At 72.4% G+C, this 26,557-nt stretch carries 23 protein-coding genes; 12 read left to right on the top strand and 11 right to left on the bottom strand.

Annotated features, from left to right (window positions below; all coding sequences use genetic code 11):
* Positions 1 to 91: 91 nt before the first annotated feature.
* Positions 92 to 628 (bottom strand): hypothetical protein, encoded by a 537-nt coding sequence (locus DB32_RS09670; RefSeq protein WP_053232131.1) that lies wholly within the window; start codon positions 626 to 628, stop codon positions 92 to 94.
* Positions 629 to 706: 78 nt separating this feature from the next.
* Between DB32_RS09670 and DB32_RS09665 the strand changes: the two genes are divergently transcribed.
* The 4 genes from DB32_RS09665 to DB32_RS09650 are packed head-to-tail and all read left to right on the top strand — an operon-like array spanning position 707 to position 6,281.
* A complete protein-coding gene (locus DB32_RS09665) occupies positions 707 to 2,512 on the top strand; it encodes a glycerophosphodiester phosphodiesterase (RefSeq protein ID WP_053232130.1) in 1,806 nt (601 codons plus the stop codon).
* Positions 2,513 to 2,555: 43 nt separating this feature from the next.
* Complete coding sequence (locus DB32_RS09660) at positions 2,556 to 3,473, top strand: LysR family transcriptional regulator (protein WP_053238751.1); 918 nt, start codon at positions 2,556 to 2,558, stop codon at positions 3,471 to 3,473.
* A 4-nt stretch (positions 3,474 to 3,477) separates the two neighbouring features.
* Positions 3,478 to 4,707 (top strand): polysaccharide pyruvyl transferase family protein, encoded by a 1,230-nt coding sequence (locus DB32_RS09655; RefSeq protein ID WP_240481185.1) that lies wholly within the window; start codon positions 3,478 to 3,480, stop codon positions 4,705 to 4,707.
* On the top strand, positions 4,707 to 6,281 hold the full coding sequence (locus DB32_RS09650; RefSeq protein ID WP_053232128.1) for an FAD-dependent oxidoreductase: 1,575 nt from the start codon (positions 4,707 to 4,709) through the stop codon (positions 6,279 to 6,281). The genes DB32_RS09655 and DB32_RS09650 overlap by 1 nt, the downstream gene beginning before the upstream one ends.
* A gap of 7 nt (positions 6,282 to 6,288) precedes the next feature.
* On the opposite strand, the gene DB32_RS46550 is transcribed toward DB32_RS09650, so the two are convergent.
* The 5 genes from DB32_RS46550 to DB32_RS09630 all read right to left on the bottom strand — a co-directional run bounded on the left by DB32_RS46550 (position 6,289) and on the right by DB32_RS09630 (position 11,219).
* A complete protein-coding gene (locus DB32_RS46550; RefSeq protein ID WP_157068897.1) occupies positions 6,289 to 6,465 on the bottom strand; it encodes a hypothetical protein in 177 nt (58 codons plus the stop codon).
* Positions 6,466 to 6,554: 89 nt separating this feature from the next.
* Positions 6,555 to 7,673 (bottom strand): hypothetical protein, encoded by a 1,119-nt coding sequence (locus DB32_RS09645; protein ID WP_157068896.1) that lies wholly within the window; start codon positions 7,671 to 7,673, stop codon positions 6,555 to 6,557.
* Between the two features lie 11 nt (positions 7,674 to 7,684).
* A complete protein-coding gene (locus tag DB32_RS09640; RefSeq protein WP_053232126.1) occupies positions 7,685 to 9,094 on the bottom strand; it encodes an MFS transporter in 1,410 nt (469 codons plus the stop codon).
* A 69-nt stretch (positions 9,095 to 9,163) separates the two neighbouring features.
* A complete protein-coding gene (locus DB32_RS09635; protein WP_053232125.1) occupies positions 9,164 to 10,261 on the bottom strand; it encodes a hypothetical protein in 1,098 nt (365 codons plus the stop codon).
* A gap of 73 nt (positions 10,262 to 10,334) precedes the next feature.
* Positions 10,335 to 11,219 carry a hypothetical protein gene (locus DB32_RS09630; RefSeq protein WP_053232124.1) on the bottom strand — a complete coding sequence of 295 codons (885 nt, stop codon included), beginning with the start codon at positions 11,217 to 11,219 and terminating at the stop codon, positions 10,335 to 10,337.
* A gap of 116 nt (positions 11,220 to 11,335) precedes the next feature.
* Here DB32_RS09630 and DB32_RS09625 point away from each other — a divergent pair, with 116 nt between their 5' ends.
* Complete coding sequence (locus tag DB32_RS09625) at positions 11,336 to 12,916, top strand: tetratricopeptide repeat protein (RefSeq protein ID WP_053232123.1); 1,581 nt, start codon at positions 11,336 to 11,338, stop codon at positions 12,914 to 12,916.
* On the opposite strand, the gene DB32_RS09620 is transcribed toward DB32_RS09625, so the two are convergent.
* Both DB32_RS09620 and DB32_RS09615 read right to left on the bottom strand, forming a co-directional pair.
* Positions 12,870 to 13,586 (bottom strand): type 1 glutamine amidotransferase domain-containing protein, encoded by a 717-nt coding sequence (locus DB32_RS09620; protein ID WP_053232122.1) that lies wholly within the window; start codon positions 13,584 to 13,586, stop codon positions 12,870 to 12,872. The two genes, DB32_RS09625 and DB32_RS09620, sit on opposite strands and share 47 nt — an antisense overlap.
* 99 nt (positions 13,587 to 13,685) lie before the next feature.
* Positions 13,686 to 14,507, bottom strand: a complete 822-nt coding sequence (locus DB32_RS09615; protein WP_053238750.1) for an MBL fold metallo-hydrolase — start codon at positions 14,505 to 14,507, stop codon at positions 13,686 to 13,688.
* A 127-nt stretch (positions 14,508 to 14,634) separates the two neighbouring features.
* Here DB32_RS09615 and DB32_RS09610 point away from each other — a divergent pair, with 127 nt between their 5' ends.
* Positions 14,635 to 14,961, top strand: a complete 327-nt coding sequence (locus DB32_RS09610; RefSeq protein ID WP_157068895.1) for a hypothetical protein — start codon at positions 14,635 to 14,637, stop codon at positions 14,959 to 14,961.
* On the opposite strand, the gene DB32_RS09605 is transcribed toward DB32_RS09610, so the two are convergent.
* The gene (locus DB32_RS09605; RefSeq protein ID WP_053232120.1) at positions 14,962 to 16,314 is read right to left on the bottom strand and encodes a sensor histidine kinase; all 1,353 of its coding nucleotides are present in this window, start codon (positions 16,312 to 16,314) and stop codon (positions 14,962 to 14,964) included.
* An 86-nt stretch (positions 16,315 to 16,400) separates the two neighbouring features.
* On the opposite strand from DB32_RS09605, the gene DB32_RS09600 reads away from it, so the two are divergent.
* Both DB32_RS09600 and DB32_RS09595 read left to right on the top strand, forming a co-directional pair.
* Entirely contained in the window at positions 16,401 to 17,588 is a 1,188-nt protein-coding gene (locus DB32_RS09600) for an FAD-dependent monooxygenase (protein ID WP_053232119.1), read from the top strand.
* A gap of 69 nt (positions 17,589 to 17,657) precedes the next feature.
* Positions 17,658 to 18,869, top strand: a complete 1,212-nt coding sequence (locus DB32_RS09595; protein WP_053232118.1) for an esterase/lipase family protein — start codon at positions 17,658 to 17,660, stop codon at positions 18,867 to 18,869.
* Positions 18,870 to 18,873: 4 nt separating this feature from the next.
* On the opposite strand, the gene DB32_RS09590 is transcribed toward DB32_RS09595, so the two are convergent.
* Positions 18,874 to 20,241 carry an ABC1 kinase family protein gene (locus tag DB32_RS09590; protein WP_053232117.1) on the bottom strand — a complete coding sequence of 456 codons (1,368 nt, stop codon included), beginning with the start codon at positions 20,239 to 20,241 and terminating at the stop codon, positions 18,874 to 18,876.
* A gap of 49 nt (positions 20,242 to 20,290) precedes the next feature.
* Positions 20,291 to 21,343: an alkene reductase gene (locus DB32_RS09585; RefSeq protein WP_053232116.1), complete on the bottom strand. Its 1,053-nt coding sequence runs from the start codon at positions 21,341 to 21,343 to the stop codon at positions 20,291 to 20,293.
* Positions 21,344 to 21,432: 89 nt separating this feature from the next.
* Here DB32_RS09585 and DB32_RS09580 point away from each other — a divergent pair, with 89 nt between their 5' ends.
* The 4 genes from DB32_RS09580 to DB32_RS09565 all read left to right on the top strand — a co-directional run bounded on the left by DB32_RS09580 (position 21,433) and on the right by DB32_RS09565 (position 26,524).
* On the top strand, positions 21,433 to 22,383 hold the full coding sequence (locus tag DB32_RS09580; protein ID WP_075097491.1) for a LysR family transcriptional regulator: 951 nt from the start codon (positions 21,433 to 21,435) through the stop codon (positions 22,381 to 22,383).
* 43 nt (positions 22,384 to 22,426) lie between these two features.
* Positions 22,427 to 23,851: a phytoene desaturase family protein gene (locus DB32_RS09575; protein ID WP_053232115.1), complete on the top strand. Its 1,425-nt coding sequence runs from the start codon at positions 22,427 to 22,429 to the stop codon at positions 23,849 to 23,851.
* Between the two features lie 82 nt (positions 23,852 to 23,933).
* Positions 23,934 to 25,835, top strand: a complete 1,902-nt coding sequence (locus DB32_RS09570; protein ID WP_083457276.1) for a multicopper oxidase family protein — start codon at positions 23,934 to 23,936, stop codon at positions 25,833 to 25,835.
* Positions 25,836 to 25,885: 50 nt separating this feature from the next.
* A complete protein-coding gene (locus DB32_RS09565) occupies positions 25,886 to 26,524 on the top strand; it encodes a DUF3109 family protein (RefSeq protein WP_169791390.1) in 639 nt (212 codons plus the stop codon).
* Positions 26,525 to 26,557: the final 33 nt, after the last annotated feature.

The following is a 26,557-nucleotide window of genomic DNA, read 5'->3' as shown; positions in this document are numbered from 1 at the left end:
CAGGGTCGACGCGGGAGCCCACGAGGCGTGCTCGCGATCGTCCCGGGCACGTCGCGCGATCCAGGCGCGGCTCGTCGGGGAAAGCTCGTGATCAGCGGAACTCGCTGAGGTGCGTGATGTACCAGCGGTCGTCCCACGCGATCATCGTGCGCACCTCGATGCGGCGCTCTTCGTCGCCCACGCGATAGACGAGCCAGTTGTGGCGCTGCGCCCAGTACGGGAGGCGATTGGACTCCTCGCGCAGTCGGACCCACGCGCGACGGCGCGAGAATTCGAAGCGCACGAACTCCGCGCGTGACGCGTCGGCGCCGAGCTGCGCGTGCAGCTCGTGGATGTCGTCCTCGTACATCCGGAAGATGCGGTCGTAGAGCCCGTCGGGATCGGCGATGCCCTTGATCGCGCGGAACGCTTCGCGCGAGAGGAAGAAGTCGTGCGCGAGCGAGGGCTGGTCCTGCGCGATCGCCTGCACCAAGCGGCGCGCCCGCTCGTCGACGTCGCCCGGCCCCGGGCGCGGCGGAGGCTCGGTCAGCTCGGCGCGGTTGTGCTCGGGGATCGAGGTGTCCTGCGCGAGCGCGAACGTGGGGATCACGAGGAGCGCGCAGAGCGCGAGCACGAAGCGACGGGTCATGGCGCGCGGAACCTCCACCGTCGTGCTCGCTCGCGCAAGGGCCGTTGACGGCGCGGCCGCGCGCGGCAACCGTTCGGTGTGCACACGCATCGCTCTCCGCTCGCGCTCGTGCTGGTGCTCTCGGTCGCCTGCGCGAGCGGCGGCGGAGAGCGCACCGACTCCGGGGCCGGCGAGGAGGACGCGCCCGCGTCGAGCTCGATCGACGCGCCGATCGTCGAAGGCGAGCCGCGCGCCGATCATCGCCGTCCGAGCTGGACGTGGTCGGTGCCCGAGGGCGCGACCGCGTTCCGGCTGCGCATCGACGGCGGCCTCTGGGGCGACGTGCCGGTCGCGACGACGACCTACACGGCGATCACCGATCTCGTCGACGGCCGGCACACGTTCGAGGTGCAGGCGCGCGACGCGATGGGCGCGTACGGCCCGTCGGGCAGGTTCGAGACCGACGTCGCGGTGCGCGAGGGCGGCGGGTGGTGGCGCCAGGATCGCGCGATGGCGACGACGCCGTACGGCCACGTCGCCGCGATCTCGGCGCACAACGCGTACGAGGACGGGCTCGCGACCGCGGAGGAGAACCTCACGGCCACGCTCGCGCGCATGCACGCGGCGCAGGACGCGGGCGCGGATCTCGTCGAGCTCGATCTCGTCGACGGTGGAGAGCTCGTCCTGATCGATCACGACGACACCGGCGCGACCGCGCGCGCGTCGCTCGCCGACGTGCTCGACGACGCGGCGCTGCGCGAGGGCGACCAAGTGCTCTTCCTCGAGATCAAGGAGCGCACCGCGAGCGAGCCCTTCGTGCGCAGGTTGCTCGACGTGATCGCGGCCCAGCGCGCGGACTTCGCGCGCGCCGGGCGGCACGTGGTGGTGCGCGCGTTCCACTCGGTGCGCGCGCACCTCGACACGGCGCGCGCGCTGCTCGACTCCGACGAGTACGCGCTGCTGCGGCCCTACGTGCGGCTGAGCGTGTTGTTCGAGCGCAACGCGGCGACGGCCGAGCTCGTGAGCGCGGCGGCGAGCAGCGGGTACGACATGGTCGAGCTCGAGCACACGACGCGCGAGCTGATGACGCACGTGGTGCGGGCGCGCGCGCTCGGGCTCGGCGTGAACGTCTTCACCGTGCCGGTCGCGTTCGGCGAGGTGTTCGTGGCGAACGCGCGCGAGCGTGTCGACGCGATCACGGTGGACTATCCGGTCGCGTCGGCGCGCGCGGTCGTCGAGGACGACAACGCGCTCTTCTTCGTCGACGCGTCGCGCGCGAGCGATGCGAGCACCACGACGATCCCGTGGTACCGCGCCGACACGACGGAGCACGCGCTCGCGGTCGGCCGGGACGGCGCGCCGCTGCTGCGGATCGGGGCGTCGAGCGATCCGCTCGCGTTCGGGCACCTCGTGTTCGAGTCGAGCGCGACGCGCGCGGCGCCGCTCTACGACGCCGATGCGCGCGCGGGCGAGGGCGTGCTGCTCGCGACGGTGGTGCGCTTCGCCAGGACGACGATCGCCGATGGGACGACGACGAGCGTGATCGCGAAGAGCGACACCGGCGCGTGGGCGCTCGAGCTGTTCGACGCGGCGGGCGAGCCGGGCACCGTGCTGCGCTTCGGCGCGTACGTCGGCGGCGCGTACCAGTACGCGAGCGCGCCCGCGAGCGCGATCACGACGACGCGCGCGCACTTCGTCACGTGCGCGTACGACGGCGACGGCGGCGTGCGCATGTGGATCGACAACGACGACACCGCGGTGACGGTGGTGACCACGACCGGCGAGGTCGCGAACAACGACGTGCCCGCGACGCTCGGCGCCGATCCGCAGGCGGACGGCACGACGCGCTTCCACTTCGACGGCGCGATCCAGATGGCGATGCTGCAGGCGTGGGGCGCGCACTGAGCGCGCCGCGTGAACCGACTGGCGGTGCGCTCATGTGCCGTCGGTGCAGCCCTGGCTGAACTACCACCACCTCCTCTACTTCTGGACGATCGTCCGAGAGGGCGGGATCTCCGCCGCGAGCCGCAAGCTGCGCCTCGCGCAGCCGACGGTGAGCAGCCAGCTGCGCGCGCTCGAGGAGGCGCTCGGCGTGGAGCTCTTCCATCGCGAGCGCGGGCGGCTGGTGCTCACCGAGACGGGCGCCCACGTCTATCGCTACGCCGACGAGATCTTCACGCTCGGCCGCGAGCTGCAGGACTCGCTCGCCGGGAAGGCGGCGACGCGTGGACCGCGCCTCGTGGTCGGCGTCGCCGACGAGGTGCCGAAGCTGATCGTCCAGGTGCTGCTGCAGCCGGCGACGGAGCTGCCCGGTCCGGTGCGCTTGATCTGCTACGAGGACCGCCAGGATCGACTGCTCGCGGATCTCGCGACGCACTCGATCGACGTGGTCATCGCGGAGGCGCCGGTGCCCGCCGACGCGCCGGTGCGTGCGCACAGCCACCTGCTCGGCGAGTCCGAGATCGCGATCTTCGGCGCGGCTGCGCTCGCGAAGCGGCTCCGCCGAGACTTCCCTGGGTCGCTCGACGGCATGCCCTTGCTCGTGCCGATCGAGAACACGATCACGCGCGGCGTGCTCGCGACGTGGTTCGACGAGCACGAGGTGCGGCCGGTGATCCGCGCCGAGCTCCAGGACAGCGCGCTCCTCGGCGCGTTCGGACGCACCGGGCTCGGCGTGTTCGCCGCTCCGCTCGTGATCGCGCACGAGGTCTGCGCGCAGTACGACGTCGAGCGCGTCGGCACGCTCGAGGGCCTGCGGCAGCGCTACTACGCGCTCACGGTCGAGCGACGCATCCGTCACCCGGCGGTCCGCGCGCTCACGGAGAGCGCGCGCTCGAAGCTCTTCGCGCGGCGCGCCGAGCCATAGAGCGATGCTATGGCTGGCGCGCAGATCATCTGTTGGTCGGCGCGCGGCGCGAGACCCATGTCGGAGTGGTGCTCGCCCTGCCATGGACAAGAACGACGCGAACGTGCGGATCGGGATCTCCGGATCCTACGGAGGTATGAACCTGGGCGACGAGGCGATCCTCGCCGGCATCGTCTCGCAGCTGCGCGCGAGCGCTTCCGCGGAGATCACGGTGTTCACCCGGAACGTCGCGGACACGCTCGCGCGCCACGCGGTGGACCGCGCGGTGCCGGTGCGGCAGCTGACGCGGGCGGAGATCGTCCCCGAGATCCGCCGGCTCGACGTGCTCGTGCTCGGAGGCGGCGGGATCCTCTACGACCGCGACGCCGAGGCGTACCTGCGCGAGGTGTTCGTCGCGCACGAGCTCGGCGTGCCGGTGATGCTCTACGCGATCAGCGCGGGGCCGCTCGTCACCGCGTCGTCGATGCACGCCGTGAGGGCCGCGCTCGACCGCGTGCAGGCGATCACGGTGCGCGATCGGCTCGCGCTGCGCCTGCTCGAGGACGTCGGCGTGACGAGGCCGATCCACCTGACCGCCGATCCTGCGCTGCTGCTCGAGCCGGAGCCGCTGCCGCGTGACGCGCTCCTGGCCGAAGGCGTCGACTTCGATCGCCACCTCGTCGGCTTCTCGGTGCGCGAGCCCGGCCCGGCAGCGCCCGACATCGATCCCGACGAGTACTACGCGCTCCTGGCGAACGCGGCGGACTTCGTGGTGGAGCGATACGACGCGGACGTCGTGTTCGTCGCGATGGAGACGACCGACGTCACCCACAGCCACGGCGTGGTCGCGCACATGAAGAACGCCGAGCGCGCGGAGATCCTGCGCCGCCGCTACTCGCCGGGGCAGGTGCTCGATCTGCTCGGGCGCTTCGACTTCGCGATCGGCATGCGCCTGCACTTCCTGATCTTCGCGGCGCTCCGCGGCACGCCGTTCATGGCCCTGCCCTACGCGTCGAAGGTGAGCGGCCTGCTCGACGATCTCGGGATGGACGCCTCTCCGCTCGGCGAGACGGGGATCGGCCAGCTCCTCGCGCGGATCGATCGCTCGTGGGATCGCCGCGGCGAGATCCGCGGGACGATCGAAGAGCGCATCCGCGGGCTGCGCGCGCGCGCGATGCGCACGAACGAGCACCTCCTCGGGCTGCTGCAGCACGCGCCTGCGCGCACGACGCTCGACCAGATCGGGGTGGCGTGATGACGCTCGACGTGATCCGCACCGACGTCGCGATCATCGGCGGCGGGCTCGGCGCGTGCGCCGCGGCGCTCGCGGCAGCGAGCCTCGGCAAGCGCGTCGTGCTGACCGAGGCGACGCTCTGGCACGGCGGGCAGCTGACGAACCAGGCGGTCCCGCCCGACGAGCACCCGTGGATCGAGCAGATGGGCGCGACGGCGTCGTATCGGCGCCTGCGCGAGGAGATCCGCGCGTACTACCGATCGCACCTGCCGCTCACGCGCGCCGCGCGCGAGGACGCGCAGCTGAACCCGGGCAACGGCTGGGTCAGCCGGCTCTGCCACGACCCGCGCGTCGCGGTCGCCGCGCTGAACCAGATGCTCGCGCCGCACGCGCTCGGAGGTCGGCTCTTCGTGCTGCGGATGCACGAGCCGATCAGCGCGTGGACCGAGGGTGATCGCGTCGTGGGCGTGGTCGTGCGCGGGCTGCAGTCGGGGCGCGAGGTGCTGATCGAAGCGCCGTACTTCATCGACGCGACGCCGGAGGGCGAGCTGCTCGCGCTCGCGGGCGTGGAGCACGTGATCGGCGCGGAGTCGCGCGCCGAGACCGGCGAGCCGCACGCGCCCGAGCACGCCGATCCGCACGACCAGCAGGCGATCACGGTGTGCTTCGCGATGGAGCACCGCGCCGGCGAGCATCACGTGATCGAGCGCCCTCGCCAGTACGACGTGTGGCGCGCGCTGCGGCCCGAGGGATGGCCCGGCTCGCAGCTCTCGCTCACGACGGTGAGGCCGGAGACGCACGAGGTGCTCGAGCGCGGTCTCTTCGAGTCCGACGACGGCAAGCCGTGGTGGACGTTCCGGCGCATCCTCGATCACACGCGCTTCGAGCCGGGGTTCGCGGCGAGCGACGTGACGGTCGTGAACTGGCCGCAGAACGACTACTGGGTCGGGCCGATCTGCGGCGTCGACGCGGCCGAGCGCGCGCGCAACCTCGAGGCCGCGCGCGAGCTGAGCCTGAGCTGGCTCTACTGGCTGCAGACCGAGGCGCCGCGTCCCGACGGCGGCGTCGGCTATCCGGGCCTGCGCCTGCGCGGCGACGTGGTCGGCGGCACGGCGGACGGCCTCGCGCCCGCGCCGTACATCCGCGAGTCGCGGCGCATCCGCGCGGAGCTGACGGTCGTCGAGCACCACATCGCGCACCCGCTGCGTCCCGACGGGCCCGAGCGCTTCGCGGACTCGGTGGGCATCGGCTGCTACCGCATCGATCTGCACCCGAGCACGAGCGGGCGCGGCTATCTCGATCTCGGCTGCTGGCCGTTCCAGATCCCGCTCGGCGCGCTGATCCCGATCCGCGTCGAGAACCTCTTGCCCGGCGGGAAGAACCTCGGCGTGAGCCACATCGCGAACGGCGCGTACCGCGTGCACCCGGTGGAGTGGAGCGTCGGCGAGGCCGCGGGGACGCTCGCCGCGTTCTGCCTCGAGCGCGGCGTGTCTCCGCGCGCGGTGCGCAACACGCCCGCGCGCCTCGACGAGCTCCAGTCGCTGCTCGTGAGGCGCGGCGTGGAGCTCGCGTGGCCGACGCTCGCGCCGCTGTGAGCGCGGCTCAGCGCGGGGCTGCATCGAGCATGAACGCGATCGCGCGGAGGTACGTCGCCTCGTCGGGGAGCTGATGGCTCCCCGAGAACTCGAAGAGCTCGGCGGCGACGTGCGCGTCTCGCGCGCGCTCGAACGCGCGCCGGATCCCGTCCCGCCGCCGGCTCTCGTCCGCGGTGCCGATCACGAACGCGAGCCGAAGGTCGTCGCGAGGGCGAGACGTCGGGTCATGGTTCGGCGAACGTCTCACCGCGCGGCGGGATCGCGCAACGGGGCTCAGGGCAGGTGCGGACACGAGCGGCCCGCGTAGCAGCCGTGGGGGCAGCCGGGGATCCCGCACATGTAGCAACACAGCTCGCCGCGCGCGCAGGGGCTGAATTCGCTGCAGCCCTCGGTGCCGGGATCGCCGCGGAGGAGCGGCGTCGCGCGGAGCACGTCGTCGCGCGCGTCGAGCGCAGCGGCCGCGTCGCGCACGCGGAGGTGCGGTGGTGCCTCGACGTAGGTGCGCGGGTCGCGCGCGTCGTCGTCGATCGGCGTGAAGGGTCGGACGCCGCTGCCGACGCGCATCCCGGACGCGCGCGCGATGGCGACGACGTCCGCGCCTGCCGCGAGCTCGAGCGCGATCACGCCGCCCCACGAGTCGGGCTCGCGGAGCGACGGTCGTCGATCGCGCGGGAAGCGCACGACGATCGTCCGCCGCACGAGCCCGACGTAGCCGCCGCTCGCGCCGAGCCCCTGGTGGTGGAACGACGGGAAGTCGACGTTGTAGACGTGCTGCGACGCGGCCGAAGGCGGCGCGGCGTCGACGGGCTCGCGCCCGACGTCGAATGCGAGACAGAGGCGCAACATCGCGCCCGGCGCGAGCGTGTCGCCTTCGCGGAGCGCGCCGTTCGCGAGCGCGAGCGGCATCGTCCAGCTCGCGCTCAGGCCCATCACGGACGCGCGCTGGAGTCGCTCCACGTCGTACGCGGAGAGCGCGAGCGGGACGGTCGCGGCGTTCGTGATCGCGACGTCGAAGCGCACGACGTCGCCGGGTCGCGCGCGCACTTCACCGGTGCGCGCGTCGGCGCGATGCGAGGAGCGCACCCTGATGTGGAACGAGCTGCCGGGATGCTGGCTCTCGGTCTCGAAGCGCGCATCGTGCGGATCGGCGGAGCACGGCGTCGACGCGTGATCGACCAGCGTCGCGGAGCTCGGCGGCGTCGTGGTCGGAGGCGTCGTGATCGGAGGCGTCGTGATCGGAGGCGTCGTGATCGCGGGCTCGATCGCCGGCGTCGCGATCTCCGTCTCGGGCTCGGCCTCGGGCGCGGGCTCGGAGTCGACGACCACCGCCGCGCGCGGCGCGCTCGCGCAGCTCGCGAGCACCACCGAGAGCACCGCGAGCCCGATCCTCACGCGCGTCCTCGTCAGTGCCCGGCGGCAGCGCCCTTCGGGCGCGCGTTCCACACGCGCGTCGCGAGCGCGAGACCGAGCAGCGACACCGGGATCATCCAGATCGGCCACGCGATCCAGTTCGACGGGACCTCGTTCGCCGGCGCCTCGCTCGGCAGCGCGTGGCCGAGCGTCATGTACTGCACGCCCTGCCCCAGGTAGACGAGCCCGTCGATGATGCCGACGACGACGCCCACGTTCTTCTTGCCGCCGAAGTCCATGCTCGCGGCGCCCGAGAGCATGCCGTGCACGCCGATGATCGCGAGCATCATCACGACCACGACGCCGCTCAGCAGCGGCGTCGTCTCGAGCGAGAACGTCATCACGATCGCGCCGCCGAGCATCACGCCGTAGAGGATCGACGCGACCGGGCCGCGCCGCGAGCCGAACACGCGATCGCTGATCACGCCCGCGACGACACCGCCGAGGATGCCGGCGATGCACTGCATCATCCCCCAGTTGTCGGCGACGAAGTCGCCGCTGACGTGGGTCTGACGCGTGAAGAGCGCGTACCAGTCCATCAGCGCCGAGCGCAGGAACCCGCTGCAGAACTCGATCGCGGCGATGATCAGGATCACCGGCTGCGAGAGCATCATGCGGCCGACCTTGACCACGCCCGCGACGGTTCCGCGGATGCCCGGCGCCTGCGCCGCGTCGTCGCCCCACGTCGCGTCGCCGGTCTCGAAGTCGGCCTGGCCCGCCTGGCCCGGCGTGTCGCGCACGAGGAACCAGTCGATCACGAAGAACACGAGCAGCACCGAGGCGGGCACGAAGAAGACCCACTCGGTCGGCGCCGCGTCCGCGATGAACGCGCACCAGTCGAACGCGAAGTAGAGGCCGAGCGAGATCAGGATCCCGAAGATGCCGCCGAACGTGCCGCGCTCGCGCAGGTGGAACCACGCCGCGTTGACCTTGACGATCGAGACCGCGCCGAAGCTCTGGAAGTACATGTTCGCCGCGTAGAGCAGCATGAAGAGCTCGACGACGTGATCGCGCGTGCCGCTGAGGAGCAGGCCGCCCATCGCGAAGTTCGCGAGCGCGGCGCCGAGCGCGGCGAGGAGCATCGTCGCGCGCCCGCCGATGCGATCGGTGAGCGGCCCGTTGATCAGGAACGAGACGCCGTAGACGACGGTGCCCGCCGCTTTGATCGTGCCGAAGTCCTCGTTCGTGATCAGGTCACCGAGGTCGTTCTTCGCGGCCGCCAGGTTGTAGCGGGCCATGTAGAGGAACGCGTAGGTGAGCCCGAGCGGGAACCAGTTGAGGAAGCGGCGCGTCGTGAACGCCTTGCTGTGCCCGAGGTCGACCTTCGGGAGGCGCGCGACGACGATCGTGATGACCGCGAGGAGGATCGCGATCGGGAGGAGACGGCTGAGCCAGATCGGCATGATGGCGGTCCGCGACCGGTCCTTGTATCACGCCGGGCGCGGCCGCCTCACGGGGTTTCCGTGTGACGATCAGCGCACGCACACACCGTCGAGCTCGAAGCGCGGCGCGCCGCGCGTGCGCGCTTCGACGTACGTGACCTCGCAGAAGCCGCCGACGCCGGCGGGCCCGCTGCAGAGCGTGATGGTCGTCGGGTCCTCGAGGTCGTCGACGTAGAAGCCCCACGCCGCGTCGCGGCACGCGCTCGCGTCGGCGACGCGCGTCGCGGTGCGCGTGCTGTCGTCGGGATAGCGGAGCGTGATCGTGTCGGGCGCGTCGGCGCCGGGGGGCAGCATGCGCGTGCAGACCGTCGCGCGATCCTCGAGGTCCTGGACCATCGCGCGCGCCTGGCGCTCGACGTCCTCGCGGCCGCCGTTGACGATCGCGGAGTACCCGCCGCCCCCGTTCGCGATGTCGAAGATGCGCTCGATGTGATCGGGGGCGATCGCGGAGCCGATCACGCTCATCACGTGGACGCGCGCGGCGCCGCGGCGGCCATCGTCGAAGCCGGCCTCGGCGATGTCGGCGACCTCTTCCCAGGTCGCGTCGCATGCCTCGTCGGTGCCCGGTGACGCGTCCGTCACGAGGACGACGTGCGTCGAGCGCCAGCGCGACTCGGCCGCGCGATCACGCGCGATCGCGATCGCGCCCTCGAGCGCGGGACCGAGCGGGCTCTCACCGTCGAACGTGTGGAGCGCGAGCTCGTCGCGCATCGACTGTCCGCTCGCGCCGAACGCGACGTCGGCGCTCTCGTAGTCCGACGTCTCGCAGGACGCGACGATCGCCTCCGGGTCTGGCACGAAGCGCGGGAACACGGTGAGCGCGTGCTCGGCGTCGGCCCACGCATCGACGCCGTCGATCATCCCGTCGACCGCGCCCGCGTAGCGATCCGCACGGGTCTCCCACGAGTCGGTGGTGTCGACGACCCAGAGCACGTCGGCGGGCGCGGGATCGAGCTCGACCAAGGTGCACGGCGGCGGCTCGCTCGCGTCCTGCCCGCCCATCGCGGCATCGGTGGGCGGCGTCGTCGGACCACCGTCGATCACGATCGCACCGCGCGTCGGGTTGCACCCTGCGAGCGCCATCACGAGCACCACGATCGCGAGCCGAGCCTTCGAGCGTTCGTCCATCACGTCCCTCCGAGCGACGGGAACGTGAGGGTCTCGGCGCGTCTCCGCTTCCTACGTTCTCCCTAACGTTCCTTCAGATGTCGCTCTCGACGGGGACTTGGTCGCGGCGCTCGCGATCCGTCTCGCGAGCGCGGGGCGTCGTCGTCGGACCGTCGCCGATGAGCGCACGCACGCCGAGCGAGAGCGTCGGGCCGAACGCGATCTCGCCGAGGATCGGCAGCTGCGCCTGCACGACGATGCCGACGGCGTGCTCGATCTCGAGCTCGACGGCCATCCACGGGATCGCGGCGAGCTCGCCGAAGCGGATCGCCGCGTGGCCCTCGTCGACGACGCCGAATTCGACGTCGAACGACGTCGACGGCTGGTTGCGCAGCACGAGCCCCGCGGAGACGGCGAGGAAGTCGGTCGCCCAGTAGCCCGCGGCGAGACCGCCGTGGACGATCGGCATGAAGCTCTCGTGCTCCTCGCGCGCGGTCGTGCACGGACACGGCTCGATCGACGTGACGAGGAGCACCGACGGGAAGAAGCCGACGAGCACGCCGAGCTCGGCGCGCGTGAAGAAGGGCTCGTCCTCCGACGCGTATCCGAACGTGGCGATCGGGCCCGCGCCCCACGCGACGCGGCCCGGGCGCTCGAGCGTCGTCGGGTCGGACGCGATCGCGCCCTCGGGGATGCCGAGGAACCCCGCGGCGCGCACCGACACGAAGCGGTTGATGCGCACCGCGACCTGACCGTCGAGCTGGCCGCGGGTGAGCCAAGCGCCGCCGTCCTCCGACGCTGGGCGCGAGTGCGTCTCGATGAAGGTCGTGCCCGAGCCGCCGAGCATGACGTCGGCGCGCCCGTGCGAGGTCTGCGGGAGGCCCGCGCTCGGGGGCGTGAAGAGCGTCGACTGGCGGACGACGTGGGTCGTGCATCCGGACGCGACGAGCGCGACGAGGACGAGCGTGAAGCGAAGCATGCGTGCGACATGTGCGGGAAGCGTGCCTGCGGCACTCTCGCGCGGAAGCGCGGGCACGGCGTGAACCCCCGGCACGCTGCGCGTGCCGGAGTGTGCGCGCGTGATAGACGGTCGGGATGATCTGGCGAGCCCTCCTCGACCGCGCGCGTGGGCGCATCCGCATCGGTGAGGACCTCGCGTACCTCGTGCCCGACGCGGCGTACGCGGCGCGCATGCAGAAGCCCGATGCGCCGGTGTGGGGACCAGTCGAGATCGGCCCTTGCCGATGCGGGCGCGCGTTCGAGGAGCGCGTGATCACGTCGGCGTTGCCGAGCGACGACGCGGACGACGACGCGTGGGAGCGTGCACCGGTCGCGGTCGACGGATGGGTCTGCGAGCCGTGCGGCGTGCTGCGTTATCCGCGGCCGATGACGCCGGACCAGATCACCGCGCTCGGCCATCGCGGCGCGGCGCTCGCGCGCGAGGGACGTCCGCGCGAGGCGGAGTGGTGGTTCACCCGCATCACGTGGGACTGGCCCACCTGGGTGGCGGGATACCTCGATCTCGCGCAGGCGCTACGCGCGCGGGCAGCGCGTGAGCAGGACCCCGCGCGGGTGGCGAAGCTGCGAGAGAGCGCGCGCGAGGCGTACGTCGCGGCGTTCCGGGCCGCGTCCGGCGAGCCCCCCGAGGAAGCGGCGAGGATGACCGCCATCGCGCGGATCGCGCTCGCGGAGATCGCGGTCGAGGAGCGCGCGTTCGCGCGGGCGCGCGACGCGCTCGACGCCTGCCGCAACCTCGCGCTCGCTCCCGAGCAGCGCGCGCGCGTCGACGAGATCACCGCCTATCTCGACGAGGAGCGCCACGTGTTCGGCGACGCAGCGGCCATGCTGCGTCCGTACATGCGACTGCAGGGCGAGGCGCACCGTGCGATCGAGCCCGCCGCGCGATCGCGGATCGTGGCGGCGGTCGCGACGCTCGAGGCCTACGCGGCGGCGCACCCCGCGCACTGGCAGTCGAAGTGGATGGCCGCCAAGGGCAGCGCCGCCCTCGACGAGGCACGCGCGATCGAGCTCTGGCGAGCGGCGTGGCGCGCGCACCCCGACGTGGGGGACATCGTGCGCGAGCACGCCCTCGCGCTACTGGAGCGCGACCTCGTCGACGAGGCGCTCGCGGTGAACCGTGACGCGACGGCGCGCTTGCCGGCTGACTCGAAGCTCTGGTGCAACCGCGCAGTGTGCGAGGTGCTGGCCGGTGATCTGCGTGGTGCACGCGCCTCGGTCGCGGAGAGCCGTCGGCTCGATCCGGCCGACCCGATCGCGCGCGCGCTCGAGGCGCGGCTCGCGTCGCTCGGATCCGAGCGGCCCGCTGCCGCGCACGCTCGCGGAGCTCGAGGGGCGGCGTCGCTGATCGGCTCGCGCCGTCGCGGGCGACGCGAGAAGAAGCCGACCCGCGTTGCGCGGGCCGGCCTCTCCACGATCACTTCTTCGGCTTCGCCTGCATGTCGCCCGTGGGCTGCGGCGTGCGCGCCCTGCGCGCCTCCTCCTTCGCCGTCTTCTCGTTCTTCTTCTGCTGAGCGTTCCGGTTCTGCTGCTTCGGGGACTTGTCGCCCATCGATGATCTCCCCTCCCTGGCGCGCGGCGGACGGGACTGCCCACCACGCGCGTGAAGCTCTCAGGTCGGCGCGCTCGCGCGCGTGGCCTCGGGGCGTCGCTTCGTGAGCAGCGCGAGCACCGCGCGCGCGGCATCGGCGGACGAGGCCGGGTTCTGCCCGGTGATCAAGTGACGATCGACGCACACGTAGGGCTTCCACATCGGGCCCTTCGAGAAGCGCGCGCCCTTGTCCTGGAGCGCGTCCTCGAGGAGGAAGGGAACCACGTCGGTGAGCCCGACCGCGGCCTCCTCTTCGTTGGTGAACCCCGTGACCTCACGACCGCGCACCAGCGGCGTGCCGTCGGGCGCGCGCGCATCGCGCAGCGCGCCGGGCGCGTGGCACACGGCCGCGAGCGGACGGCCCGCGGCGAACGTCTTCTCGATCAGCTCGATCGACGCGGGGTCTTTCGCGAGATCCCACAGCGGGCCGTGTCCGCCCGGATAGAACACGGCGTCGTAGTCGGAGCCCGAGACGCTCGCGAGCTTCTTGGTCGTCGCGAGCGCGCGCTGCGCGGCCGGATCGTTGCGGAACCGGCGCGTGTGCTCGGTCTGTGCGTCGGGCGCGTCGCTCTTCGGATCGAGCGGAGGCTCGCCCCCTTGCGGCGACGCGAGATCGATCGTCGCGCCCGCGTCGCGGAACACGTAGTACGGCGCGGCGAGCTCCTCGAGCCAGAAGCCCGTCCGTCTCCCAGTGTTCCCGAGCGTGGCGTGCGACGTGAGCACCATGAGGACGCGCATGGCGGCGCAGATAACCCCTGATCCTGCTGCTCACACCGCCACGATCGGAGCGCGTCGCACGTTCGCCCAGGTCCCCGGAGGGCCGAGCCAGCCGCGACCTCAGACCGCTCCGAAGCGCGCCATCTCCACCGCGCAGTGCGCGGAGAACACGCGCACGTCGCGCGCGTGGTCGCGAGCGAGCGCGCGGAGGCGCTCCTGGTTCGCGCGGCGCGCCGCGTCGTCCGCGGAGTTCAGCTTCTGGAAGAGCGCGAGCCCGAGGGGCGCGCGCGGCGCCACGGGATCGATCTCGCGGTGGCTGAAGTACGCGTCGCCCGCGTGGAGCAGCCATCCGTCGCCGTCCTTCACCGCGACACCGCAGTGACCCTCGGTGTGTCCGACCAGCGGCACGAGGAGGATCTCCGCATCGAGCCCCGGGACGACGCGCACCGCCTCGAACCCGCGCCAGCGATCGCCGTCGACGGCGTAGCGCGTCCAGCGCGGGCCGTGCGCCCACTGCAGCGGCCGGTAGCCCGCGCGCCGCCTCGCGCCGAGCGCGGCGTCGTGCTCGTCGCCGAGCACGTGCACCTGCGCGTCCGGGAAGTCGCCGAGCCCGCCGACGTGATCGAGATCGAGATGCGTGGGGATGACGTGCCGCACGTCCTCGCGCCGGAAGCCGAGCCGCTCGACGTGCGCGAGCGCGGTCTCCTGCGGATCGAGGCGCGGCGTGTTGCGGCGCAGGAAGGTGCGGCCGAGGCGCGTGCGGGGATCGCGGAGATCGTGGGTGCCGAGCCCGGTGTCGACGAGCACGAGCCCGTCGCGATCGGTTTCGATCAACAGGCAGTGACAGACCAGTCGAGCGCGCGCGAAGAAGCTGCCTTCGCCCGTGACGAATCGTGCGCTCGCGGGGCAGAGCGTCCCGCAGTTCAGGTGGTGGACTCGCATGCTCGCGAGCTTGGGGCGCGGAGTCGCGGCGCCATTGGACGGAACGGCCACCTCGGTGGCGGGCGCGCACGAGACCGTCACCGCGACGTTGGATCCGACACGGTGCGTCGGTGTCAGGGTGCAGCGCATGACGAGCACGACGAACGACGCGGATCAGCTCCTCGCCCTCGCGAAGCTCGACGCGGTGCGCGCGATCGAGCACGTGCGCGCGTCCCTCCCCTGCATCTCCTCCGCGGGCGCGCGCTCGCTGCTGCGCGAAGCCGAGGACCTCTTCGGGCTGCTCGACGGAGTCGCGACCTGCACCAGCCTCGCCGAGCTCGCGAGCGACGAGCGCGATCGCTACGCGCACGCGGCCGACGCGCGCGGGCTCGCGCGCTCGGCGTACCTCGAGGCGATCCGGCGCGTCGAGCTCGCACGATCGAGCGAAGGCGTGCGCGTGCTGCGCTTCACGTGATCACGTCGGCGTGGGGACCGCCGGGGCGCCCGCGAGCACCGGCTGCACGCGCGCCTCGCGCTCGTCGCCGGCGCGCGGCAGGACCAGCGTGAACGTCGACCCCGCGCCCGGCTCCGAGTCGACGCGCAGCGTGCCCGCGTGCATCCGCGCGATGCGCTGCGCGAGGTGCAGCCCGAGGCCGAGCCCGCCGTGGTGCTTCCACGAGACACCGCGGTGGAAGCGCTCGAAGATCCGCTCCCTCTCCGACGCGACGATGCCGTCGCCGTGATCGCGCACCACGACGCGCGCCCCGCGATCGTCTCCGTCGATCGTCACGTCGATCGGCCGGCCCGCGCCGAACTTGATCGCGTTGCCGACGAGCTGCACGAGCACCTGCTCGAGCAGCGCGCGATCCCAGCGCCCGATCACCGCGCGCGGCACGTGCAGCGCGACCGTCGAGCCCGATCGGCGCAGCTCGAGGTCGTGCGCCGCGATCACGTCGTTCGCGAGCGCGCCGAGATCGACCGTGTCACGCACCAGCGCGCGCCCGACGTCGAGGCTCGTGACGTCGAGGAACGACGAGACGAGCCGCTCGAGCCGGCGCACCTGTCGATCGAGGCTCTGGACGACGCGATCCTCGGCGCGGTGCTCGGCCCCGAGCGCCTGGACCTGCAGCTTCAGCGACGTGAGCGGCGTGCGCAGCTCGTGCGACGCGAGCGAGAGGAACTCGTCGCGCGCGCGTGTGGCTTCCTCCGCGGCGTGGCGCGCCTCGATCTCGGCCTCGAGCAGCTTGCGATAGCGGCCCTGCACGGCGTGGATCACGCCGGAGAGGAAGATCGTGCTGCCCGCGACGGTGAGCCAGGTGCGCAGCCAGACGAGCACGGTCGGCGGCGTGATGAAGTGCCACCCCGGCCCGAGCGGTCCGTCGAGGCTCCGCCACGCCACGAGCGCGAGCACGATCAGCGTCGCGCCCACGCCGCCGATCATCCCCGCCGCGCCGAAGAAGAACGTCCAGCACACACACGACGCCGCGATCAGCGTGCCCACGCCGAGGATCGGCCCGTAGTGCACCAGCGCGAGCCACGCCGTCGCCGTCAGCGCCATCGCGAGGACCGCGGCCTGCAGCCGCGTGGACGCGCGCCACAGCGCGAGGAGGAGCACGGTCGCGAGCAGGACCGCGCTCGCCAGCCCGACGAGCCACCCCGACATCGTGCCGTCGCGCATGCCCTGCACGAGCGCGAGCGCGCCCGCCGGCACGGTGGTGATCAGCGCGAGCCACCGCGAGAGCCGCACCGCGACCTGCTCGGGCTCGGCGAGACGATCCGGTCGCGCGCCCGGCGTCGCGGGACCGTGGTGCGCGTGGTCGCGACCCACGATCGCGATCTAAGCCCGCGAGCGGCGGCCCCGAACGACGGCCCTCCCACCGGCGCGCGATCGAGCGCACGATGCGCAGACCTCCGATGCCCACACCTCCCTCGGTCGTGATCGCCGGCGCGGGCCCCGCCGGGATGGTGCTCGCGTACCAGCTCGTCGGCCGCGGCGTCCCGGTGCGCGTGCTCGAGCAACACCCCGACTTCGAGCGCGAGTTCCGCGGCGAGCTGATCGGCCCGTCGGTGCTGCCCGCGCTCGAGCAGCTCGATCTCGTGGGCACGCTCGTCGAGCGCGGCCTCGCGCGCACGGACGTGGAGCGCCAGATGTTCGTGGGGCTCTCGAGGCGCGTGACGCTCCCCGGTGGGACCGAGCGCGGCGCCGTGATCTCCCAGCCGGGCTTCCTCGCGCTGCTGCACGAGCGGTGCAGCCGCCATCCGCACTACCGCCTCGATTTCCGCACCACCGCGATGCGCGCGATCCGCGAGGGCGAGCGCGTCGTGGCGCTCGAGACGCGGCGCGAGGGCGCGACCGATCGCGTCGACGGCGATCTCTTCTTCGTGTGCAGCGGTCGTCAGAGCAAGGTGCGCAAGGACCTCGTGACGCTCGAGCTCGACGAGAAGCCCGACGACACGCTGTGGCTGCGCTTCGATCTCTCCGACGCGCCGCACGCGCTGCCGAGCGCGGTCGAGGTCCACATGTTCGGCGGCGGCGTGGTCGTCGTGCTCAGCGCGACGACGCGCTCGCGCCTGCAGGTCGCGTACAGCGCGCCCGGGGACGTGGGCGCGCTGCGCAAGGACCTGCCGCGCCTGCGCGACGCGCTGCTGCCGCGCATCGCGGAGCCGCTGCGCTCGATCCTCGCGGCGAAGCTCGACGAGCACACCGAGTCGCAGGTGCTGCGCGTCGCGATCGATCGCCTCGCGCGCTGGCACGTCCCGGGGCTGATGTTCCTCGGCGACGCGGCGCACACGATGGGCCCCGCCGGCGCGCAGGGCCTGAACCTCGCGATCCGAGACAGCATCGTCGCGGCGAACCACGTGCTCGACGCGATCGCGGAGGGACGCGCGGTCGACGACACGCTGCTCGCCGCGATCGAGGCCGAGCGCAGGCCCGAGATCGAGGCCGCGCAGGCCGGCCAGCTGCGCGCGTACGGGATGGTCCAGAAGCGGCTCGCGGTGCAGCACGTGATGTTCACGATCCTCGCCGCGGTGATGAAGGTGAAGCCGATGCCCGGCTTCGTGAGCGCGCCGGTGATGCCGAAGCACGCGACACGCGCCTGAGGCTCGCCTCGTGCGGCGACGCCGCGCTGGGAGGCGCGACGAACGCTCGATGTCGCTACGTGCTCCGCGATGCAGTGCCAGACGCCCGACGATCTGATCGTGCTCGTCCCGGGCTTCCTCGGGTTCGAGTCGATCTTCAACGTGCACTACTTCGCCGAGCTCGTCGCGAAGCAGCTCGCGGACACGCTCCGCGACGAGCACGGCATCGCGACCGAGGTCCAGGTCTCGCGGACGCTGCCCGCGGCGCGCCTCGATCGGCGCCGGGAGCGGCTCGTCTCGTCGCTGCGTGCATATCTGCGCGGGCGGCGCAGGACGCCGCGCATCCACCTCGTCGGGCACAGCACCGGAGGGCTCGACGCGTACGCGCTCGCGACCGGCCTCCACCCGAGCGACGCGCCCGACGAGCCCGCGATCCGCGAGCACATCCGCACCGTCGTCACGCTCGGCGCGCCGATGTGCGGCACGTCGATCGTGAGGGCGCGCGCAGTGCGCGAGGCGCGTGGACCGTGGTTCGCGCTGCGCATGCTCGCGTCGTTCCCGCGCGACGCGCGGCACGCCGTGATCACCGACCCCCTGATGCGCGCCATCGCGCTCGACCTCGCGCGCCGCCCGTGGCACGCGCTCCGCTATCTCCACGAGCTCGCGACCGACGACGCGCTGCTCGACCATCTCGATCCCGACACGAGCGACTGGGTGTGCCCGCCCCACCGCGAAGGGCTCGCGGTCGCGCACTACGTCACCCTCGCCGCGGGCTCGTGGTGCCCGCCGTCGATCCTCGAGCGCGAGGACGGCCACGGGACGCTCTACGAGGCGTTCATCGCGCTCGTGCAGGACGGTCAGCGCGACCTCTCTCTCGCGAGGCGCGCGGCGCGCTGGCCGGCGATCGCGTCGCGCATCCGATCGGGCGAGATCATCGCGAGCGCGGAGGGACGCAGCCGGCTCGATGGCGTGAGCGACGTCGCCTCCGACGGCGTCGTCGACTCGGCGCTCCAGATCGTGCGCACCGAGGATCTGCACGGCGTCGTGATCGCGGATCACCTCGACGTGGTCGGGCACTACCGCGACGGAGGCGCGCCGCGCGCGCAGGGTGAGCCCGCGCTGCTCCAGTCGGAGGTCGGGTTCCTCCACAGCGGGTCCGGCTTCGGCCACGCCGAGCACCGCGAGCTCTGGAGCTCGATCGCGGGCGTGATCGCGGGCCGACTGCGCCCTCGCCCGGGGCGCGGGCTCGGCGAGACGCTGCGACGCTCGCTGCGCGCCGGCGTCGAGAGCGTGATGCGATGAGCGCTCAGGCCGGAGGCGCCTCGTCGCGCAGCATGCGCTCGCTCATCTTCGCGGCGGCTTCCATCACCGAGGCCGAGAGCATGTTCCGCCGCGCGAGCACCGGGACGAGGTAGTTCGCGACCTCCTGGAAGCTGTTCACGTCGGGGTCGAGCTGCTTGCCGATCCCCTCGGCCGTGACGAGCCCGACCATCATGAGCGTCATGTCCGGCACCGGCCGCACGCCGTGCTTCCGGCCCACGGCGAAGATCTTGTCGATCAGCTGACCGAACTCGAGATCGCGCGTGCTGCGGGTGCGCCACTCCGCGCTGAACGTCGCGACGTCCTTCTCGAGCTCCGCCCAGTCGACCGTGCCCTCGACGTACGAGTGGTACGAGCGCAGGTGGCGCATGAAGTCGTCGACGTCGCCCATCACGAGGCAGCGATTGAAGTCGATGTAGTGCTCGAGCAGCTGCTCCGAGAGCTGCTTCACGAGGCCGACGTCGAAGATCGTCACCGTGCCGTCGGGCGACACGACGAAGTTGCCCGGATGCAGGTCGGCGTGGAGGAACCCGTCGTCGAAGCACATCTTGAGGAACACCTCGCGCAGGTGCCGCGCGAAGCCCTCGGGCAGCTCGGCGCGCGGGATCGCGTCGACCTTCTCGCCCCGCACGAACTCCATCGTCATCACGCGCTCGCCCGAGCGATCCGGGAACACCTTCGGGAAGCGCACCTTCTTCACGCGCCGGAAGTTCTCGCGGAAGCGCTCGTAGTTGCGCGCCTCGATGCGCAGATCGGTCTGCTGGACGATGCCCTCGACGAAGTGCTCGAGGTGCAGCGCGAGCTCGGCGTGGCGCGCTCGACCCGAGATGCGCTCGAGGACACGCGCGAAGAACAGGAGGATGCGCCCGTCGCGCTCGGCGTTCGTGCGCACGTCCGGCCGCAGCACCTTCACCGCGACCTCGGTCCCGTCCTCGGGGCCAGCGGCGCGCAGCACGCCGCGATGCACCTGCGCGACCGACGCGGCGGCGATCGGCGCCTCCTCGAGCTCGCGGAACAGCTCACCGATCGGCGCGCCGAGCTCGCGCTCGACGATCGCGCGCGCGTTCGGGAACGCGGGGAGCTTGTCCTGCAGGTGGCGCAGCTCGGCGATGAGCTCGGGCGCGAAGAGGTCGGGCCGCGTGCTCATCACCTGTCCGAGCTTGATGAAGGTCGCCCCGAGCGTCTCCATCGCGCTCCGCAGCACACGCCCGCGCAGCGCGGCGACACGCGCGCGCTTCGCCTCGGGGTCGCGCACGGGCGCGAGACCGGCGCGCAGGATCGCGTAGCGGAGGAGCGACCACCACGCGACGAGCCAGATGAACGAGCCGCGGACGAGGAAGCCGAAGGCCTGCATCGCGCGCGCGAGTCTGGAGTCGGCGCGCGATGTCGTCGAATCGACTGCGTCACATCGTCGTGTAGTCGAGGTAGCCCTTCTCGCCCGGCGTGTAGAACGTGCTGGGATCCGGCGTCGCGAGCGGCGCGCCGCGCTCGAGGCGGGCGACGAGATCGGGGTTCGCGACGAAGGGCCGACCGAACGAGACGAGCTCGGCGCGACCTTCGGCGAGCGCCGCCTCGGCGCGGGCGCGATCGTAGCCGCCGTTGATCATGATCGGGCCCTCGTAGGTCGCGCGGATCGCGCGGGCCGTCGCGGCGTAGCCCTCGTGCGCGCTCTCGACGAGGTGCACGTACGCCAGGCCACGCAGCGAGCGGGCGACCGCGGTGTACTGCGCCTCGACCTCGTCGTGCGCGGGCAGATCGTTGAACGTGCTGAACGGCGACAGGCGGATGCCGACCTTCTCCGCGCCGATCGCCTCGGCGCTCGCGGCGCCGACCTCCGCGACGAAGCGCGCGCGGTTCTCCACGCTGCCGCCGTACTCGTCGGTGCGGCGGTTGGTGTGCGGGTGGAGGAACTGCTCGAGCAGATAGCCGTTCGCCCCGTGCAGCTCGACTCCGTCGAACCCCGCTTCGATCGCGTTTCGCGCGGCGTGCACGAACTGATCGCGCGCCTCGCGCACGTCGTCCGCGCTCATCGCCTCGGGCTCGGCCTTGGGCAGCAGACCCTCCTGATCGGTCCACATCGTCCCGCTCGCGCGCACCGCGCTCGGCGCCACGATCCGCGCGCCCACGGGCAGGTTGTGCGGGTGCGCGATGCGTCCGACGTGCATCAGCTGCGCGAAGATCCGACCGCCGCGCGCGTGCACCCCGTCGGTGACGGCGCGCCATCCGCGTACCTGCTCGCGCGAGAAGAGCCCGGGGACGCGCGCGTAGCCGAGCCCGTTCGCCGAAGGCGCGATGCCCTCGGTGATGATCAGCCCGGCCGTCGCGCGCTGCGCGTAGTAGTCGCGCATCAGCTCGTTGGGCAGCGCGCCGATCGCGCGGCTACGGGTCATCGGCGCCATCACGACGCGGTTGGCGAGCTCGAGCGAGCCGAGGCGATAGGGAGTGAAGAGCGGCATCGACGTCCTCCTGGTGTTCGTCACGCGCTCACTCTGGAGAGCGGCCACCACGTGGACAATGGCGCGCGGATTGGACAGATTGTCCGGCCATGCGGACGACGCGCGCAGCCGATCCCAACGCCGTCGTGGCGTTCGTCGAGGTCGTGGAGCGTCAGAGCTTCCGCGGCGCGGCGCGCGCGCTCGGCGTCCCCAAGTCCACGCTCAGCCAGCGCGTCGCCGCGCTCGAGGAGCACCTCGGCGCGCGCCTGCTCGTGCGCACCACGCGGAGCGTGCAGCTCACCGACATCGGCGCGAGCTATCACCGCGAGGTCGCGCCCGCGATCGCCGCGCTGCGCGCCGCGGAGAGCCTCGTGGGCTCGCTGCAGGCGCACCCGAGCGGACGGCTGCGCATGACCGCGCCGTTCGAGCTCGGGCAGGACGTGCTGGGCCCGCTGATCGCGACGTACACGCAGCGCTATCCCGAGGTCACGGTCGAGGTCGATCTGCTCGATCGACAGGTGAGCCTGATCGAAGAGGGCTTCGACCTCGCGATCCGCGTGGGCCCGCTCGCGGACTCGAGCCTCGTCGCGCGACGCCTGGGCGAGCCGCAGCACATCGCGCTGTTCGCGAGCCCCGAGTACCTCCGGCGCGCCGGCACGCCGGCGCACCCGCGCGAGCTCGCGCGCCATCGCTGCCTGGTCATGCACGGCGCGCGCACCGCGACGAGCTGGGTGTTCCGCGGCGAGCGCAAGGCGCGCTCGGTCGCGATCGCGCCGCACCTCGCGGTGAACAGCTTCCACGTGCTGCGCACGCTCGCGATCGCGGGCGCGGGGATCGCGCGCATGCCGTCGCCTTATGCGAACGCCGCGGTCGCGTCGGGCGAGCTCGTGGAGGTGCTCGCCGGGTACGCGGCGCCGCCGGTGCAGGTCTTCGCTGTGTATCCGAGCGCGCGCGGGATCTCGCCGGCGCTCCGCGCGATGCTGGACGTGCTCGAGGCGGGCTACGACGCCGCCGCGCTCGGCGCGCTCAGCGCGCGGCCCGCTCGCAGGCGCAAGCGGTGAGCGCCCTTGTGGGCTCGCGCCTCGAGCCCACGTCCGTCGGAGGATGCCGGAGCGCTGGGACGCGATCGTGGTGGGCGCAGGCCCGAACGGGCTCGCCGCCGCGTGCACGCTCGCGCACGCGGGGCGCTCGGTGCTCGTGCTCGAAGCGGCCGCGCGCCCCGGCGGCGGCACGCGCACCGAGGAGATCACCGAGCGCGGCTTCAAGCACGACATCTGCTCCGCGATCCACCCGATGGGCGCGGCCTCTCCGTTCTTCCGCACCATCGATCTGCGTCCCTACGGCCTCGAGTGGGTGCACCCCGAGCTCGCGCTCGCGCATCCGTTCGACGACGGGAGCGCGATGCAGCTGCACCACTCGCTCGACGCGACCGTCGACGCGATGGGCGACGACGGGAAGCACTGGCGGCGACTGTTCCAGCCCTTCCTCGATCACACCGACGCGCTGCTCGACGAGACGCTCGGCCCGCTGCGCATCCCGCGGCGCATGATGCTCATGGCGCGCTTCGGGCTGCGCGCGCTGCGCTCCGCGGAGGGCCTCACCCGCGCGATGTTCGGGAACCCGAAGACGCGCGCCATGTTCGGCGGGATCTCCGCGCACGCGCTGGTGCCGCTGCACTCGTTCGGCACCGCGTCGTTCGGTCTGATGCTGATCCTCGCGGGGCACAAGGCGGGCTGGCCCGCGGCGCGCGGCGGATCGATCGCGATCTCCGACGCGATGATCGCGTACCTGCGCGAGCGCGGCTGCGAGGTGCGCACCGAGCATCGCGTCACGTCACTCCGCGAGCTGCCGGAGAGCAAGGCCGTGCTCTTCGATCTCGGGCCGCACCAGGTCGCGCGGGTCGCGGCCGACGCGCTGCCGTTGCGTTATCGCAATGCCCTCTTGCGCTGGCGCTACGGCCCCGGCGTGTTCAAGGTCGACTGGGCGCTCGACGAGCCGATCCCGTGGAAGAACGAGGCGTGTCGGCGCGCCGGCACGGTGCACCTCGCGAACACGTGGGAGGAGCTCGCGGAGACCGAGCGCGCGGTGTCGCGCGGCGAGGTGAGCGAGCGGCCCTTCGTGCTCGTCGCGCAGCAGAGCCTCTTCGACGACACCCGCGCGCCGAAGGGCAAGCACACGGGCTGGGCGTACATCCACGTGCCGCACGGCAGCACGATCGACGCGACCGAGCGCATCGAGTCGCAGATCGAGCGCTTCGCGCCGGGCTTCCGCGACGTCGTCCGCGCGCGCCACGTGATCGATGCGCGCGCGCTCGAGGCGCACGACGAGAACATGATCGGCGGCGACATCGGCGGCGGCGCGAACGATCTCTGGCAGCTCGTGTGGCGACCGATGGTGCGCTGGGATCCGTACACGACGCCGAACCCGTCGCTCTTCCTCTGCTCGTCGAGCACGCCGCCGGGCGGCGGAGTGCACGGCATGTGCGGCTGGCACGCGGCGCAGCGCGCGCTGCGCGGCGTACTCCGTTAGGCCTCACGCAGCGCGGATTTCCGGGCTGGATCGCGTTCCTACCTCACGAACGCGCGCTCGATGCGCGCCCGGGAGGTCAGCGATGCGACGTTCCACCTCGATGCTCGCGATCGGCGTCGCGTCGCTCTCCACGCTCGCCTGCACGAACGTGTCGCCGCCGGCATCCGCGACGCTCGATGCCACGCGCATCCCGCAGTTCGTGCAGCCGCTGCCGATCCCCGCGCCGATGGAGCCGACGGGTCGCGATGGAGACGTGGTCGAGTACCGCATCGAGGCGCGCCAATTCGAGCAGCAGATCCTGCCGCCGCCGCTGCCGACGACGACGGTGTGGGGCTACGGGCGCGAGGGCGATCCGTCGTCGTTCCACTCGCCGTCGCGCACGATCGAGGCGCGCAGCGGCGAGCCGGTGCGCGTCACGTGGATCAACGCGCTGGTCGACGACGACGGCGACTTCCTACCGCACCTCTTGCCCGTCGACGCGACGCTGCACTGGGCCGATCCCGGCGGGCACGGCCATCACGTCGACGCCGACGCGGTGCGCTACACGGGCCCGGTGCCGACGGTCACGCACGTCCACGGCGCGCACTCGTTCGATCACAGCGACGGTCATCCCGAGGCGTGGTTCCTGCCCGACGCGCGCGACATCCCCGAGGGCTTCCGTCGACGCGGACCGACGTATCGCACGCAGGGCGACGCGGGCGAGGGCGCAGCGGTGTTCGAGTATCCGCACGACGAGCCGGCGACCACGCTCTGGTACCACGATCACTCGCTCGGCATGACGCGCGTCAACGTGTACGCCGGGCTCGCGGGCATGTGGATCCTGCGCGACGACGTCGAGGACGCGCTCGGTCTGCCCGGGCCCGCGCCGCGCATCGGTGATGCGGAGGGCACGCGCTACTTCGAGATCCCGCTCGTCATCCAGGATCGCAGCTTCACGAACGAAGGCGCGCTCGCGTACCCGACGTCGCGCACCGAGTTCGGCGACTACGACGGTCCGTACGCGCCCGACTCCGACGTGCCGCCGATCTGGAACCCCGAGGTGTTCGGCGACGTGATGGTCGTCAACGGCGCCGCGTGGCCGTACCTCGAGGTCGAGCCGCGCCTCTATCGCTTCCGGATCCTGAACGCGTCGGACTCGCGCACGTTGATCCTCCACTTCAGCGACGATCGCGCGCGCTTCGTGCAAATCGGCGGCGACGGTGGGCTGCTCTCGGAAGCGCCGGTGACGCACGAGGAGCTCGTGGTCGGACCGGCCGAGCGCTACGACGTGCTGGTCGATCTCTCGCGCTTCGCGGAGGGAGACACGATCACGCTGCTCAACCGCGGGCCCGACGAGGCGTGGGGCGGTCCGCACGCGATGCCGCCCCAGGATCCCGCGGATCCGACGACGACCGGGCGCGTGATGCAGCTGCGCGTGATCGCGCGCAGCGACGCAGGGACCGAGGGCGCGGTGCCGGACACGCTGCCGGTGTCCGAGGTGCCGACGACGGCGCTCGCGCCGCGCGACCTCGTGCTGATCGAGGAGGACGTCGAGGGCACGGACGCGCCGCTCCACGTGATGCTCGGGACGCTCGAGGAAGGCGCGCTGATGTGGGACGCGCCGGCGACCGAGGTCGTGCAGCTCGGCGACACGGAGGTCTGGCGCGTCGCGAACACCACCGACGACGCGCACCCGATCCACCTGCACCTCGTGCAATTCCGTGTGCTCGATCGCATCCCGTTCGACGCCGACGCGTTCTCCACCGCGCAGGAGCGATGGCTCGACGGCGAGGGCGCGCAGCCGGTCCTCGAGGACTTCGTGACCGGCGCGGCGATCCCCGCGTTGCCGCAGGAGCGAGGGCCGAAGGACACGGTGATGGTCTGGCCGGGCACGATCACGCGCTTCGTCGCGACGTTCGATCGCGCGGGCGAGTACGTGTGGCACTGCCACATCCTCGAGCACGAGGACAACGACATGATGCGCCCGCTCGTGATCACCCCGTGACGCGACGCGGGTGATCGATATCGGCTACCGTCGCGGCGTCCATGCCCGACGTGCGCGCCCTCTCCCGCCCCTACCCTTCGCGCGATCACGCGCCCGTCCTCACCCACGTCGACACCGCGATCTTCGGCGCGCGCTACTTCACGCGCTGTCTCGCGCACCCGACCTGCCGCGACTGGTGTTGCTCGCACGGCGTCGACGTGGACGAGGCGAACGTCGCGCGCCTGCTCGAGCACGCCGACGTGATCGAGCGCTTCACCGGCATCGATCGCGCTCGCTGGTTCCGCGACGACGTCACGCACGACGCCGAGTTCCCGTCGGGCGCGTACCGCCGCACGCGCGTGGAGGACGGCGCGTGCGTGTTCCTCGATCGCACCTCGCGCGGCTGCCGCATCCACGCGTTCTGCGTCGCGGCCGGGCACGACTACCACGCGCTCAAGCCGATCGTGTCGACGCTCTTCCCGCTCACGTTCGACGAAGGGCTCCTCCACGCGAGCGACGAGGTGCACGACCACACGCTCGTCTGCCTCGACGCGCCCGAGACGCGCCCGCCGAGCCCCACGCTCTATCGCGGCGTGCGCGACGAGCTGCGCTTCTACTTCGGCGAGGCGCTGATCGCCGAGCTCGACGCGCTCGAGGCCTCGCACGTGCCGCGGACCGAGCCCACGCGGCTGCGCGTCCTGCGGGGCTGACGACATCGTCCGGACACGATCGTGCGAGACGGC

It is taken from the genome of Sandaracinus amylolyticus, from assembly GCF_000737325.1.
GTDB classification, from domain to species: domain Bacteria; phylum Myxococcota_A; class Polyangia; order Polyangiales; family Sandaracinaceae; genus Sandaracinus; species Sandaracinus amylolyticus.
This window is presented reverse-complemented; position numbering and strand designations above follow the sequence as displayed.

Bases quoted from the DNA above. Each gene is read 5' to 3' on its own strand.
- DB32_RS09670 (WP_053232131.1), bottom strand. From the start codon at position 628: ATGACCCGTCGCTTCGTGCTCGCGCTCTGCGCGCTCCTCGTGATCCCC.
- DB32_RS09655 (WP_240481185.1), top strand. From the start codon at position 3,478: ATGCTATGGCTGGCGCGCAGATCATCTGTTGGTCGGCGCGCGGCGCGA.
- DB32_RS09650 (WP_053232128.1), top strand. From the start codon at position 4,707: ATGACGCTCGACGTGATCCGCACCGACGTCGCGATCATCGGCGGCGGG.
- DB32_RS09640 (WP_053232126.1), bottom strand. From the start codon at position 9,094: ATGCCGATCTGGCTCAGCCGTCTCCTCCCGATCGCGATCCTCCTCGCG.
- DB32_RS09635 (WP_053232125.1), bottom strand. From the start codon at position 10,261: ATGGACGAACGCTCGAAGGCTCGGCTCGCGATCGTGGTGCTCGTGATG.
- DB32_RS09630 (WP_053232124.1), bottom strand. From the start codon at position 11,219: ATGCTTCGCTTCACGCTCGTCCTCGTCGCGCTCGTCGCGTCCGGATGC.
- DB32_RS09625 (WP_053232123.1), top strand. From the start codon at position 11,336: ATGATCTGGCGAGCCCTCCTCGACCGCGCGCGTGGGCGCATCCGCATC.
- DB32_RS09620 (WP_053232122.1), bottom strand. From the start codon at position 13,586: ATGCGCGTCCTCATGGTGCTCACGTCGCACGCCACGCTCGGGAACACT.
- DB32_RS09615 (WP_053238750.1), bottom strand. From the start codon at position 14,507: ATGCGAGTCCACCACCTGAACTGCGGGACGCTCTGCCCCGCGAGCGCA.
- DB32_RS09610 (WP_157068895.1), top strand. From the start codon at position 14,635: ATGACGAGCACGACGAACGACGCGGATCAGCTCCTCGCCCTCGCGAAG.
- DB32_RS09600 (WP_053232119.1), top strand. From the start codon at position 16,401: ATGCCCACACCTCCCTCGGTCGTGATCGCCGGCGCGGGCCCCGCCGGG.
- DB32_RS09595 (WP_053232118.1), top strand. From the start codon at position 17,658: ATGCAGTGCCAGACGCCCGACGATCTGATCGTGCTCGTCCCGGGCTTC.
- DB32_RS09590 (WP_053232117.1), bottom strand. From the start codon at position 20,241: ATGCAGGCCTTCGGCTTCCTCGTCCGCGGCTCGTTCATCTGGCTCGTC.
- DB32_RS09585 (WP_053232116.1), bottom strand. From the start codon at position 21,343: ATGCCGCTCTTCACTCCCTATCGCCTCGGCTCGCTCGAGCTCGCCAAC.
- DB32_RS09580 (WP_075097491.1), top strand. From the start codon at position 21,433: ATGCGGACGACGCGCGCAGCCGATCCCAACGCCGTCGTGGCGTTCGTC.
- DB32_RS09575 (WP_053232115.1), top strand. From the start codon at position 22,427: ATGCCGGAGCGCTGGGACGCGATCGTGGTGGGCGCAGGCCCGAACGGG.
- DB32_RS09570 (WP_083457276.1), top strand. From the start codon at position 23,934: ATGCGACGTTCCACCTCGATGCTCGCGATCGGCGTCGCGTCGCTCTCC.